The following is a 14,135-nucleotide window of genomic DNA, read 5'->3' as shown; positions in this document are numbered from 1 at the left end:
CGGACAGAGATAGACCTTTTTATATTTTAATTTAGTATTATGGGGTATAATAGTATCAGGTTTAATGAATACATAGTAAGGATTATGTGAAAATCTCACGAGCTTTAGGAGGAGAAAAATTGCCTACTTTTTTAGAGAAAGGATCCATACGGTATCCATTAATAAGTTTAATCGGTATTACCACTATCATGCTTGGAATCCTCTCTTTTTATAACTGGTTCTTTTCCTTAATTGGGTTATTTCTTTTTGTTATTCCTTTTTATTTTATTTTGCGAATAGATGATCGTCAGAGAAAGGAAACAGAAGAATATATAACCACTCTTTCCTACCGTGTTAAAAAAGTAGGAGAAGAGGCATTAATGGAAATGCCAATAGGAATCATGCTTATAAATGATGATTATTATATCGAATGGACAAATCCCTTTTTAGCATCTTGTTTTACAGAGGATACACTTGTTGGAAGGTCTTTATATGATGTTTCTCCATCCGTTATCCCATTAATTAAACAAGAGGTAGAAACGGAAATCATTACTCTACATGAAAGAAAGTTCCGAGTCATTCATAAAGTGGAAGAACGACTATTATACTTTTTCGATGTGACAGAACAAACCGAAATTGAAAAGCTGTATGAAGACGAACGTACGGCAATTGCCATTATCTTTCTAGACAATTATGATGACTTAACGCAAGGTATGGATGATCAGACAAGAAGTAGCATTAATAATACAGTCACAGCTATTTTAAATAAATGGGCTACAGATAATGGAGTCTTATTAAAAAGAATTTCCTCTGATCGTTTCATCGCTATTTTTAATGAACATATTCTACAAAGTTTGGAAAAGGGCAAGTTTACAATATTAGATGATGTTCGAGAATTAACTACGAAACAAAATGTACCCTTAACACTTAGTATTGGAGTTGGATCTGGTGTATCTTCCTTGCCTGAGCTGGGAAATATTGCACAATCCAGTCTTGATTTAGCCTTAGGAAGAGGGGGAGATCAAGTTGCGATAAAGCAGCCAAATGGTAAAGTGAAGTTTTTTGGAGGTAAAACAAATCCTGTAGAAAAACGAACTAGGGTTAGAGCACGAGTAATTTCTCATGCTTTGAAGGAATTGGTTCTAGAGAGTGATAAAGTCATTATTATGGGGCATAAGAATCCAGATATGGATGCAATTGGTGCAGCGATAGGGATACATAAAATAGCCCAGATGAACCAAAAGGAAGCATATATAGTCATCAATTTTCAAGAGATAGATACAGCTGTTCGAAGATTGATGGAAGAAATAAAAAAACAAGAGACCTTGTTTACGAAATTTATCACCCCTGATCAAGCATTAGAAATTGCTACAGGCGATACACTACTAGTAGTAGTTGATACCCATAAGCCTTCTTTCGTGATTGAAGAGCATTTATTGAATAAAATAGAAGATGTAGTAGTGATTGACCATCATCGTCGTGGAGAGGAATTTATAGAGAATCCGATTCTTGTCTATATGGAACCATATGCTTCCTCTACAGCCGAACTAGTAACAGAATTACTAGAATATCAGCCGAAAACTGTTAAAATTGAAATGTTAGAAGCAACAGCCCTTTTAGCAGGAATCATTGTGGATACAAAAAGCTTCACTCTTAGAACAGGGGCAAGAACGTTTGATGCTGCTTCCTATTTAAGGGGACAGGGAGCAGACACTGTACTGGTTCAAAAATTCCTAAAAGAGGATATTGAAAACTATGTGAAAAGAGCAAAAATTATTGAAAGTGTTCAATTTTATAAAGAGGGAATTGCAATAGCTATAGCGAAGGAAGAAGAAGCAGTAGATGTTGTTTTAATTGCTCAAACAGCTGATACTCTATTAACAATGGATGGAATTATTGCCTCTTTTGTAATAGCACCTAGAGGGGAAACGATGATTGGAATTAGCGCACGCTCCTTAGGAGACATCAATGTCCAAATTATTATGGAAAGTCTTCATGGTGGTGGACATTTAACCAATGCTGCTACACAGCTATCTAATATGCCGATGGAAGAGGTAGAGGCAAGGCTTAAGTTAGCGATTGATGACTATTTTGAAGGGAGAAGAAAAGAATGAAAGTTATTTTTCTAAAAGATGTAAAAGGAAAAGGGAAAAAAGGGGAAGTTAAAAACGTAGCAGATGGCTATGCACATAACTTTCTTTTAAAACAAGGTTTGGCTGTAGAGGCGAATGCTTCAGCTGTTAGTACACTAAATGCACAGAAGAAAAAAGAAGAGAAAGAAGCTATTGAAGAGCTTAATAGAGCAAAAGAATTAAAAGAAAAGCTAGAAAAAGTAACAGTGGAGCTGCATGCAAAATCAGGTGAAGGCGGTAGATTATTTGGATCAATTACAAGTAAGCAAATTGCTGATGAACTAAATAAAAAGCATCAAATTAAAATTGATAAACGAAAAATTGAATTAAATGATGCTATTCGTTCACTAGGTGTGACAAAGGTTGCAGTGAAGCTTCATCACGAAGTGTCTGCAACATTAAATGTACATGTAAAAGAATTAAGCTAATATTGGAAGTTCCATTTGCCGCTAAACATGTTAAAATAGAATAAGCTTAAGAAAATGTGATACAGGTTGAGCTGGTCACATTTTTTGTTTGACTGTTTTTAATAGAAAATATTTAAAAAAATGAAAAGGGCACAGTGGATACAAAAATATCTTTCAGCAAATGAAAGAATCTTTTTGTATAGATTGTTGCTTTTTTTAACCTAGGCTATGTTTATTATCATATCCTCTCATTTAAGGAGGTTTTATAGATTGAGTGAAATGTTAAATGATCGAATGCCCCCTCAAAATATTGAGGCTGAGCAGGCTGTACTAGGGGCCATATTTCTTGAGCCACAAAGCTTAACACTAGCTTCTGAAATATTAATACCAGAAGACTTTTATCGTGGCGCACATCAAAGAATATATTCAACGATGCTTAAATTAAATGATGAAGGAAAAGCAGTCGATTTAATAACAGTGACGTCTGAATTGGCAGCTACTAATAACTTAGAAGATACAGGTGGAGTTAGTTATTTGAGCGAGCTGGCAGCTTCTGTGCCAACCGCTGCCAATATAGAATATTATGCGAAGATTGTAGAAGAGAAGTCATTGCTGCGCCGATTAATTCGAACAGCAACAAATATTGCCCAAGACGGATATTCCCGCGAGGATGAAGTAGAAGCCCTTCTAAGTGAAGCGGAAAAGAATATTTTAGAAGTAGCACAGCGGAAAAATGCCGGTGCGTTTCATAATATCAAAGATGTTCTCGTGCGAACATACGATAACATTGAAGAGATGCATAATCGTAAAGGCGATATAACAGGTATAGCAACAGGGTTTGCTGAGCTTGATAAAATGACGGCTGGATTCCAGCGCAATGATCTAATTATCGTTGGAGCGAGACCATCCGTTGGTAAAACTGCCTTTGCCTTAAATATTGCTCAGAATGTTGCCGTAAAAACAGGAGAAAATGTAGCAATCTTCAGTTTGGAGATGGGAGCAGAGCAGCTCGTTATGCGTATGCTTTGTGCAGAAGGTAATATAGATGCACAGCGTCTTCGTACAGGGTCATTAACGGACGAGGACTGGGGAAAGCTGACAATGGCAATGGGGAGTCTGTCCAATGCTGGTATTTTCATTGATGATACTCCAGGGGTAAAGATTACCGATATAAGAGCTAAATGTCGCCGCTTAAAGCAGGAGCATGGCTTAGGAATGATATTAATTGATTACCTTCAGCTTATTTTAGGAAGTGGACGAGCAGGCGAAAATAGACAGCAAGAGGTATCGGAAATTTCCCGTTCCTTAAAACAGCTTGCACGTGAGCTTCAAGTGCCAGTAATCGCCTTGTCCCAGCTATCACGCGGGGTAGAGCAAAGACAAGATAAGCGTCCGATGATGTCTGATATCAGGGAATCAGGAAGTATTGAGCAGGATGCCGATATTGTAGCGTTCTTGTACCGTGATGATTACTATGACAAGGAATCAGAAAGCAAGAATATTATAGAGATCATTATTGCGAAACAGCGTAATGGACCAACAGGAACGGTACAATTAGCTTTTGTAAAAGAATATAATAAATTCGTCAATTTAGAACGGCGCTTTGAAGATGGGGCAATGCCGACAGGCGCTTAGGAAAAAAAGATTAGTAGACTGCGAGCTACTAATCTTTTTTTGTGCCTTTTCAGATGGACAGAAGTCTTAATTGGAGTAAATATACTTCAACTTTTATCGTTTTTTATTAATCTCTTTTTTACGAACATAATCTTAAAATATTAAAAAGATTGTTCGTGTTTTATTGACTTTTATCTTGGGGAATTGATAAAATAGGAATGTTGATTAAGGATATAATAAAAAAAGATATAGAAACCTGTGGAGGTGCTCTAGGATATGTCATCAGTAGTGGTGGTAGGAACGCAATGGGGAGACGAAGGAAAAGGTAAAATTACCGATTTCCTATCTGAAAATGCAGAAGTGATTGCACGTTATCAAGGTGGTAACAATGCAGGTCATACAATTAAGTTTAATGGAGAAACATATAAATTACACTTAATTCCATCTGGGATATTTTATAAAGAAAAAATTAGTGTTGTTGGAAACGGAATGGTCGTTGATCCAAAAGCGATCATTGAAGAATTAAAGTATTTACATGACCGTAATATCAATACAGATAATTTAAGAATTAGTAATCGTGCACATGTTATTCTTCCCTATCATCTAAAATTAGATGAGGTTGAGGAAGAAAGCAAAGGTGCTAATAAAATTGGAACAACGAAAAAAGGAATTGGACCAGCTTATATGGATAAAGCAGCGCGTACTGGTATCCGTATTGCTGACTTATTAGATAAAGAAGTATTTGAAGAAAAGCTTGCAAGAAATTTAATTGAAAAAAACCGTTTATTAGAGCGTATTTATGAAACGGAAGGCTTTAAATTAGAAGATATTTTAGATGAGTATTATGAGTATGGACAGCAAATTAAGAAATATGTTTGTGACACTTCTGTTGTATTGAATGATGCATTAGATGAAGGCCGCAGAGTATTGTTTGAAGGTGCTCAAGGGGTAATGCTAGATATCGATCAAGGTACGTATCCGTTTGTTACATCTTCTAATCCAGTGGCTGGAGGGGTAACAATTGGTTCAGGTGTTGGTCCAACGAAAATTAAACATGTAGTTGGTGTATCCAAAGCTTATACATCAAGAGTAGGGGATGGACCTTTCCCAACAGAATTAAATGATGAAATTGGACATCATATTAGAGAAGTTGGCCGTGAATATGGAACAACAACTGGTAGACCACGCCGTGTCGGCTGGTTTGATAGTGTTGTTGTGCGTCATGCACGTCGAGTTAGCGGTATTACTGATCTTTCTCTGAATTCCATTGATGTTTTAACAGGAATTGAAACAGTAAAAATTTGTGTTGCTTATAAATACAAAGGGGAAGTAATGGAAGAGTTCCCAGCAAGCCTTAAAGTACTAGCTGATTGTGAGCCAGTATATGAAGAATTACCAGGCTGGTCAGAGGACATTACTGGATGTAAAACATTAAGTGAGCTTCCTGAAAATGCCCGTCATTATTTAGAAAGAGTTTCACAGTTAACGGGGATCCCATTGTCCATGTTCTCAGTTGGCCCAGATCGTACACAAACAAATGTGATACACAGCCCTTGGAGACAAATCTAAGCATGGTAAGAGGTCGTTCTAAACGTGTTAGAACGACCTTTTCTTTTCTAAATAGATAATAGAAGCAGGCTGGCTTGATTCGTTTACAGAAATGGCATGAGGGTATGATAAGTATACAGTATTCTTTATGTTGGGTATTTAATTTTAGTAACCTTGCGGATGGAAAAATAGTTGCGTAGGAGTTAAAAAATATTTTTGAAAAAACTTTTAAAAAAAGTATTGCTTTTTATTTTAATAATATGCTAATATAAAAAGCGTCGCAAATGACAAAAATACGAGCCATTAGCTCAGTCGGTAGAGCATCTGACTTTTAATCAGAGGGTCGGAGGTTCGAATCCTCCATGGCTCACCATTTCTTGTAATAAATCATGGCCCATTGGTCAAGCGGTTAAGACACCGCCCTTTCACGGCGGTAACACGGGTTCGAATCCCGTATGGGTCATAATATCTTTTTAAAGGTATTAATAGTAAAAAATGGTCCGGTAGTTCAGTTGGTTAGAATGCCTGCCTGTCACGCAGGAGGTCGCGGGTTCGAGTCCCGTCCGGACCGCCATTTTTTCTTCCTATGCATTTGCATATTTAATATATATTTTTTATCTAATACATATTGAAGACAAGTAAAAATTTCGACCTGTGCTGCTAGTAAGCATCTGTCACAATAGTTTGGCTCAGTAGCTCAGTCGGTAGAGCAAAGGACTGAAAATCCTTGTGTCGGCGGTTCGATTCCGTCCTGAGCCACCTTGATTTACCATCACAACGACTGTTCGTTGTTTTTTTTATGCCTAATTATTTCCCCGTAAATAAATGTGAAAGAATCCGCTACTATTACAACCCCCACAGAACATATAAATTTAACAACAATTTTATTACAATATAATAGCAAACCATTTTTCCTTATAAAAGTATGATAAAGTTAATGTATATGTCTTCTTTGTTAGGAACTTTATAAAATAATGAAGTGAATGGAGTAGAAACAGAAGAGAATTATTTAATTTAGAAAAAAGTAAGTAGAGGATGTTATAGACAAAAAAAGGACAAGGGATCCATTCTATCAAAAAGGATATCCTTGCCAAAATTAAGGGAAAATGAAACTCATATATATAGACGATTATCTCGTCTAAAAGGTTTCAATAATTTATCCATCTACCTATGTATTTTTTATTGTAAAATAATGCTCTAACTAATTTTCTGCAGAAAGAAGGCATATAACAGCCTAGTATGTATTGATGATGGATGTATGCTTTTAGTTCCCGTGCATAAGAATAAAAGACTAATAAAGAAAAATAGCAATTCTCTCTTTAAATAGAGAGATTTTTTATTCGGGGATGGAAGGAATGTTCAGTGGGCTAATGAAAAGCTTCACTGTCTTTTTTATTTGGGGCTATTTAGTGGATAGCAGTTATTTGGAGAATTTTATCATCCTGCTACCTATTTTTTGTTTCTCTTGGTAAAGGGAGATGAAAGCGGGATAAACTAATAATAGAAAAAAAGTGATTATATAAATTTAAAATGGTAAAGTAGACATTAGAAGTAAACAATAAAAGAATGAAATAACAATAGATAAACTTGATATAAGGAGAATAGCAGAATGAACAAAAAGATTCTAGTTGTAGATGATGAAAAACCAATTGCGGATATTTTGCAATTTAATTTAAAGAAAGAAGGATTTGAAGTTTATTGTGCTTATGATGGCAACGAGGCGTTAGAGAAGGTAGAAGAGCTTCAGCCGGATTTAGTATTATTAGATATTATGCTGCCACAAAGAGATGGAATGGAAGTATGTCGTGAGGTTAGAAAGAAATATGAGATGCCGATTATTATGTTAACGGCTAAGGACTCTGAGATAGATAAGGTGTTAGGACTGGAATTAGGGGCAGATGATTATGTAACAAAGCCTTTCAGTACGAGAGAGCTGATTGCACGTGTTAAAGCAAATCTTCGTAGACACCAGCAAGTTTCTTCTGCTGCAGAAGAGGAGAAAGAAACAAATGAAATTGAAGTTGGTTCCCTTATTATTCACCCAGATGCTTATATCGTATCGAAAAGGGGAGAAATGATTGAGCTGACTCATCGTGAATTTGAATTGCTTTACTATTTAGCAAAACATATCGGACAAGTTATGACGAGAGAGCACTTGCTTCAAACTGTATGGGGTTACGACTACTATGGAGATGTAAGAACAGTAGACGTAACAGTAAGAAGGTTAAGAGAAAAAATTGAAGATAATCCTAGTCATCCAACTTGGATTGTGACAAGAAGAGGCGTTGGATACTACTTGAGAAATCCTGAGCAGGAGTAAATCTATTAATGAAAAAAGTGAGTTTTTTTCGTTCTATTCATTTGAAGCTTGTGGTAGTAATTGTTTTGCTTATTCTAATTTCTATTCAGATTATTGGAGTCTATTTTGTAAAGACTTTACAGACAACCTTATTGGATAGTTTTAAAGTATCGATTCAAGAGAAAGTAAATATCTTATCGATTTATTTAGAAGAGCAGCTTGTAAAGGAAAGAGTCGTCGAAAATGGGGATTCAAAGTTAGAAGATGATATTAGAAGAATTTTGAGTGATAATAATTCTTCTGATATTAAGGAAATTAGAGTAGTTAATAGTAATGGAATTATAGTCGGAACTTCGGATCCGGAAAATCAAAATTTAGTTGGCCAGAGAATGGTCGACTATTCGGTAAGACGAATTTTATCTAATTCTTCCCAGCCAGATAATCCGATCAAGCAGAAAAATGGCGAGAAAATCTATGAGCTGATTACTCCTATAAAGACGAATGGAGATGAAATAGTCGGAGCCATTTATTTGGTAGGGAAAATCGAGAATGTGTATAAACAAATTGATAAGATTAATCAAATCTTCCAAAAAGGAACCATTATTACATTGGTTGTTACCGCTATTTTGGGAGTTCTGTTAGCAAGAACAATCACCAAGCCAATCTCTGATATGCAAAAGCATGCCTTTGCCTTATCAAAGGGGAATTTCTCTCGAAAGGTAAAAGTGTATGGATTTGATGAAATCGGCCAGCTGGCGATTACTTTTAATAATTTGACCAAGAAGCTTCAAGAGTCACAGGCTACAACAGAAAGTGAAAGAAGAAAACTATCTTCAGTATTAGCCTATATGACAGACGGAGTAATTGCGACAGATAGAAAAGGACGGATTATTCTTATTAATGAGCCAGCTGCAAAAATGCTGGATGTTTCACGTGAAACAGTCCTTTCTGAACCAATTGTTAATCTTCTTGATCTTAATGGAAAGTATACATTTGAGGAACTTCTCGAGGAAAGAGAATCGGTTATTTTGGATTATAGTACACATTATGAACCATATGTGTTACGGGCGAATTTTTCAGTTATCCAAAAAGAAACAGGGTTTGTGAATGGTTTAATTACGGTTCTTCACGATATTACCGAACAAGAAAAGATTGATATGGAAAGAAAAGAGTTTGTGGCGAATGTTTCCCATGAATTGCGTACGCCGCTAACGACAATGCGCAGTTATGTAGAGGCTCTATATGATGGGGCTTGGAAAGATGAAGAATTAGCTCCGAAATTCCTTAATGTCACACAAACGGAAACAGAACGGATGATACGCCTTGTAAATGATTTATTACAGCTTTCTAAATTAGATAGTCGTGATTATCAGTTAAATAAAGAACTTGTTGATTTCATCGTATTTTATAATCGCATTATTGATCGTTTTGAATTGACGAAAGAGCAAAATGTTATTTTTATAAGAAAATTGCCTAAGAAAGCAGCATTTGTGGAAATTGATGAAGATAAATTGACACAGGTTCTTGATAATATAATTTCTAATGCCTTGAAATACTCTCCTGAAGGTGGGAAAATTACTTTTTCTATAAAGGAGCAAGAACAGCAAATTATCGTAAGTGTATCGGATAATGGCGTAGGTATTCCAAAAGAAAATATTGATAAAATATTTGATCGTTTCTACCGTGTTGATAAGGCGAGAACACGTAAGCTTGGCGGAACAGGACTAGGCCTTGCTATTGCGAAAGAAATGGTAGAAGCACATGGGGGAAGAATTTGGGCATCCAGTAAAGAAGGAAAAGGAACAAAAATATCTTTCACCCTACCGTATATTCAATCTGAAGAGGATGATTGGGGATGAAATATGAGAACGTAAAAAGTGGCATTTTAATCTTGCTGGTAGCATTAAGTGTGTTATTATATTATCTCCTTTGGACAGACCAAGGTGGAGAGTTTGATGCAATGGATACTAGTGGTTCTACTATGGAGCAAGAGGCATTAGGGGCTAAAAAGGAAGTCAGTGAAGTAATAAAACCTGATGAAATTTACCAACACATCGATGGGCAGCATTATGGTACAATTTCCAAGGAGGAAGTAGACCATATTCTAAATAGATTGAAAGAATTTGATTATGGGAATTTCCGTAATATATCTTCCACCATTCCTAGTATAGCCACTTTTTTAGAAGAGCAGAATAATAGTCTAGAAATAAGGTTTCCAGGGCAAGTTCCTTTTCGTATTTATAAAGAAATTTTAAGAATTGATCAAGATAATTCCTTTGATTTTGATACGATCTTGTTTTCTTATAAGGATGGAAGTGTTTATTTTCTGTCTAAAGAAACAGAGAAAGTATATGAAGCATCGATAAATACAACCTATATAGAGCAGCTTAATAAATTGAAAGAAAATGTTTATGCGGAAAAGTCAGTGTACTCCACTTATTTTTCTTATAAACCTAATGATCAATATTTAATTTACTTGCCTAATGGAAAGCAGGAAGTAAATAAATATAAATACTTTACAAGACAAATTGAATCTATCCGCTTGAGCAGAGCATTATTTGAAGAGCCAAGTATTGCTCAAAAAGAAATTCTGACAAATTGGGAAGAGTATACGGATGATTCAGGTTTATTACGAATATATAAAGATACCCATATAGTTAGTTTCTTTAAACCTGCAGGCATTTCGAATGAAATGACTCAGAACCATATAATAAATAATAGTATCGAATTGATTAATGAACGTGGCGGCTGGATTAATAACTATCTTTATGTCGGACGAGATGATGATAGAAAGGTTACCTTTCGTTTATACAATACAAATGGGATGCCTGTGTTCAATCTAAATACGGAGTTGTCCGATATTCGATTATACTGGGAAGATAATAAGGCAAAGCGTCTGTTAACGAGTAATTTAATTATTATTAATACAACCACTCCGTTTGATTTTTCGAAAGAGACAATCTCATCAGGAGAGGATGTTCTAAATTATCTTAAAAGCAATAAAAAACTGAAGATGGAAAAACTCCAGAAGATCGTACTGGGATACGATATGCAGGTCGATTCGCAAAGTATCGTTTCTTTACAGCCAACTTGGTTTTACCAATATGATCATAAATGGTATTCCCTATATTCGGAAGGAACAGGGGGCAGCTTAGATGGACTGGAGTAAGATAAAGACGATATTTATCATTGCCTTTTTACTATTAGATGTTTATTTAATTTATGAATATGTAAAAATTAAGGAATACCAGCGGGCCGATGATTTACCAACAGAACCACCAACACACACATTGTCACGGCTAGGAATTGATTACGATAAAGAGAAACTGCCAGTGAATAATGTGAAGGATCAATATTTATCTGCCAAATCGAAGAAATTTACCGATGATGAGATCAAGAAGTTGGAAAAGGGATTATTAAGCGGTCAAGAAATTACGGTAAGAGATAGCATATATCTTCAAGCAGTCCTAGAGAAACCAATCAGTATAGATAAAGAGTTCGATCCCGATGATTTGACTGATTTTCTGCTTAATTCCGTACTTAACGGTGCAGAGTATCGCTTTTGGGAAAAGAAGGGGAACACGATAAAGTACTATCAGCAGCATGCAGGAAAAACATTGTATCGCAATCCTAAAGCGGAGCTTACCTTTAATGTCAATGAAGAAAATAAAATTGTTTCTTATAATCAGACGTATTTAGAAAACATTAAAGAAATGGATAAAGAAGAGGTCATTATGCAGCCGCCTGATGCTATTCTTAACTTATTTAAAAATAATTTCATTGAAAGTGGTTCATATGTAAGTCATATAGAACTAGGGTATTATACACAGCTTGATACTTCGGCACAGCTGCTTGCACCAACTTGGAAAGTAACAGTGAACGAAGAAGATTTTTATGTGAACGCCCTAGATGGACAAGTTATTCAGCCAGAAACAGAGGAAATGAAAGTGGAGTGAGAGAAAATGCGGTTTAGTGTTCTCGCAAGTGGCAGTACAGGAAATGCCATTTTTGTTGAATCAGGAGAACATTCCTTTTTAGTGGATGCCGGATTAAGCGGAAAGCAAATGGAAGGCTTATTTCAAGGCATTGAACGAAAAATGAGTGATCTAACAGGCATATTAGTAACACATGAGCATAGCGACCATATTAAAGGGGTAGGTATTGTTGCAAGAAAGTATAAACTGCCGATCTATGCGAATGAAAAAACATGGAAAGCAATGGATCCACTCATTGGGGAAATTCCAGTCGAGCAGAAATTTCATTTTGATATGGAAACCGTAAAGACATTCGGCAATGTATCCATTGAATCCTTTGGCGTATCTCATGATGCGGCAGAGCCAATGTTTTATGTATTTCATGAAGGGGAGAAAAAGCTCGTTCTTATCACAGATACTGGGTACGTAAGTGATCGAATGAAAGGAATTATTTCCAATGCAGATTCGTATGTATTTGAAAGCAATCATGATGTGCAGATGCTGCGGATGGGAAAATATCCATGGAATATTAAAAGACGTATCTTAAGTGATGTGGGACATGTCTGTAACGAGGATGCTGCGATAGCCATGAGTGAAGTGATTGGAGATCGTACAAAGCATATATACCTTGCGCACTTAAGCTTAGATAATAATATGAAGGATCTAGCAAGGATGTCAGTTGGACAGACATTAGAAAGCCGTGGCGTTGGTTTGGGGGAACAGGTTCATTTATTTGATACCGATCCAAGGATACCGACAAAGCTAATGGCTATATAGCAGGATCGAAAAAAGCGGATAGTTAGATATTCGCTTTTTTTACTAGAGAAATAAAAGTATGGCAGGAAGGCTTTTGGGCATGATAGAGAGAAAACTTCTTGAAGTATTTCGTTTGTTTTTTTAAAAAACAGGAAAAATAATAAGGATATAGGTTAAGGATGATTTTTAGATTATGTCTTTAGAAAGGAATGAAGCTTGTGGAGTATGATTACGGTAATCGGGGAGATGGGCCAAAGAGAGGCTCAAGAAGAGGCTATTTCTTCTCTGGATTTATAGGTGCGGTGATAGGAGCATTACTAGTATTATTATTAAGCCCCCGCTTGACGGACTTAGCGATTTTTCAGAATGGAAATGAAAATGAGCAAATCGTAACTAATTCTGATGGGATAAAAACACAGAATATTTCATTGAACGTGGAAACGGATATTACAAAGGCAGTGGATAAAGCAGCGGACTCAGTTGTCGGAATTACCAATCTGCAGTCCTCTAATTTCTGGGCAGATGAAACAACAGCCCAAGAAGCGGGCACAGGTTCTGGAGTTATATATAAGAAAAGTGGGGGCAAAGCATTTATTGTCACAAATAATCATGTAGTCCAAGGAGCAACGGAACTTGAGGTCACGTTATCAGATGGAAAAAAAATTAACGCTAAGCTAATAGGTGCTGATATTTGGACCGATTTAGCAGTAGTCGAAGTAGCTGCAAAAGAGATAACAAAAGTAGCAGAGTTCGGCAATTCTGATAGCTTAAAGGCAGGTGAACCAGTCATTGCAATTGGGAATCCTCTTGGATTAACGTTTTCTGGTTCTGTCACGCAAGGAATCATATCTGGCTTACAGCGGACCATCCCTGTCGATATAAATGAAGATGGGACACCTGATTGGCAATCAGAAGTTATTCAAACAGATGCAGCGATTAATCCAGGAAATAGTGGTGGTGCACTGGTTAATATCGAAGGACAGCTTATTGGTATTAATAGCATGAAGATTGCTGAATCTGCGGTAGAGGGAATTGGACTTGCGATTCCGATTAACTCAGCGATTCCAATTATTGAGGATTTAGAACAACATGGAGAAGTGCAGCGGCCTTATATGGGGGTAGAACTACAATCTGTTAGTGATATTCCAGGCTATTATCAGCAGGAAGCTTTGAAATTACCGAATGATGTTACAACAGGTGTTGCGATAAAAGATGTATCACCAAATTCTCCAGCACAAAAAGCAGGATTAAAAGAGCTAGATGTTATCGTAGAACTAGATGGGGAAGAAATAATCGATTTAATTGCATTAAGAAAGCATTTATATACGGAGAAGAAAATCGGCGATAAAATGGAAGTGAAATATTATCGAAACGGTAAGCTAGAAACAACAGAGCTTACGTTATCAGAGGAAGAAATGTAGTTAAG

10 protein-coding genes and 4 tRNA genes are annotated in these 14,135 nt (G+C 36.2%); all 14 read left to right on the top strand.

Annotated elements, in window-relative coordinates; all coding sequences use genetic code 11:
• Nucleotides 1-119: 119 nt before the first annotated feature.
• The 14 genes from NSS71_RS19370 (at nt 120) to NSS71_RS19305 (ending at nt 14,130) form a co-directional block, all read left to right on the top strand.
• Entirely contained in the window at nt 120-2,093 is a 1,974-nt protein-coding gene (locus NSS71_RS19370) for a DHH family phosphoesterase (protein ID WP_047944588.1), read from the top strand.
• Nucleotides 2,090-2,539 carry a 50S ribosomal protein L9 gene (gene rplI, locus NSS71_RS19365; RefSeq protein ID WP_047944587.1) on the top strand — a complete coding sequence of 150 codons (450 nt, stop codon included), beginning with the start codon at nt 2,090-2,092 and terminating at the stop codon, nt 2,537-2,539. Before NSS71_RS19370 ends, rplI begins: the two co-directional genes overlap by 4 nt.
• 249 nt (nt 2,540-2,788) lie before the next feature.
• Complete coding sequence (gene dnaB / locus NSS71_RS19360; protein ID WP_047944586.1) at nt 2,789-4,153, top strand: replicative DNA helicase; 1,365 nt, start codon at nt 2,789-2,791, stop codon at nt 4,151-4,153.
• Nucleotides 4,154-4,408: 255 nt separating this feature from the next.
• Nucleotides 4,409-5,701: an adenylosuccinate synthase gene (locus NSS71_RS19355; RefSeq protein ID WP_047944584.1), complete on the top strand. Its 1,293-nt coding sequence runs from the start codon at nt 4,409-4,411 to the stop codon at nt 5,699-5,701.
• A gap of 276 nt (nt 5,702-5,977) precedes the next feature.
• Nucleotides 5,978-6,053, top strand: a tRNA-Lys gene (locus tag NSS71_RS19350).
• Nucleotides 6,054-6,071: 18 nt separating this feature from the next.
• Nucleotides 6,072-6,143, top strand: a tRNA-Glu gene (locus NSS71_RS19345).
• A 34-nt stretch (nt 6,144-6,177) separates the two neighbouring features.
• Nucleotides 6,178-6,254, top strand: a tRNA-Asp gene (locus NSS71_RS19340).
• Nucleotides 6,255-6,366: 112 nt separating this feature from the next.
• Nucleotides 6,367-6,439 (top strand) — tRNA-Phe (locus NSS71_RS19335).
• 850 nt (nt 6,440-7,289) lie between these two features.
• Nucleotides 7,290-8,000 carry a response regulator YycF gene (gene yycF / locus NSS71_RS19330; protein ID WP_047941026.1) on the top strand — a complete coding sequence of 237 codons (711 nt, stop codon included), beginning with the start codon at nt 7,290-7,292 and terminating at the stop codon, nt 7,998-8,000.
• A gap of 8 nt (nt 8,001-8,008) precedes the next feature.
• Complete coding sequence (gene walK, locus NSS71_RS19325) at nt 8,009-9,838, top strand: cell wall metabolism sensor histidine kinase WalK (protein ID WP_047941025.1); 1,830 nt, start codon at nt 8,009-8,011, stop codon at nt 9,836-9,838.
• A complete protein-coding gene (locus tag NSS71_RS19320) occupies nt 9,835-11,148 on the top strand; it encodes a YycH family regulatory protein (RefSeq protein ID WP_341151946.1) in 1,314 nt (437 codons plus the stop codon). Before walK ends, NSS71_RS19320 begins: the two co-directional genes overlap by 4 nt.
• The gene (locus NSS71_RS19315) at nt 11,135-11,935 is read left to right on the top strand and encodes a two-component system regulatory protein YycI (RefSeq protein WP_061797248.1); all 801 of its coding nucleotides are present in this window, start codon (nt 11,135-11,137) and stop codon (nt 11,933-11,935) included. The genes NSS71_RS19320 and NSS71_RS19315 overlap by 14 nt, the downstream gene beginning before the upstream one ends.
• A 6-nt stretch (nt 11,936-11,941) precedes the next feature.
• On the top strand, nt 11,942-12,730 hold the full coding sequence (locus NSS71_RS19310) for an MBL fold metallo-hydrolase (RefSeq protein ID WP_047941022.1): 789 nt from the start codon (nt 11,942-11,944) through the stop codon (nt 12,728-12,730).
• Between the two features lie 188 nt (nt 12,731-12,918).
• Entirely contained in the window at nt 12,919-14,130 is a 1,212-nt protein-coding gene (locus NSS71_RS19305; RefSeq protein WP_251687766.1) for a S1C family serine protease, read from the top strand.
• Nucleotides 14,131-14,135 lie beyond the last annotated feature (5 nt).

The sequence above is a fragment of the Niallia sp. FSL W8-0951 genome (genome assembly GCF_038006525.1).
GTDB classification, from domain to species: Bacteria; Bacillota; Bacilli; order Bacillales; family Cytobacillaceae; genus Niallia; species Niallia circulans.
This window is presented reverse-complemented; position numbering and strand designations above follow the sequence as displayed.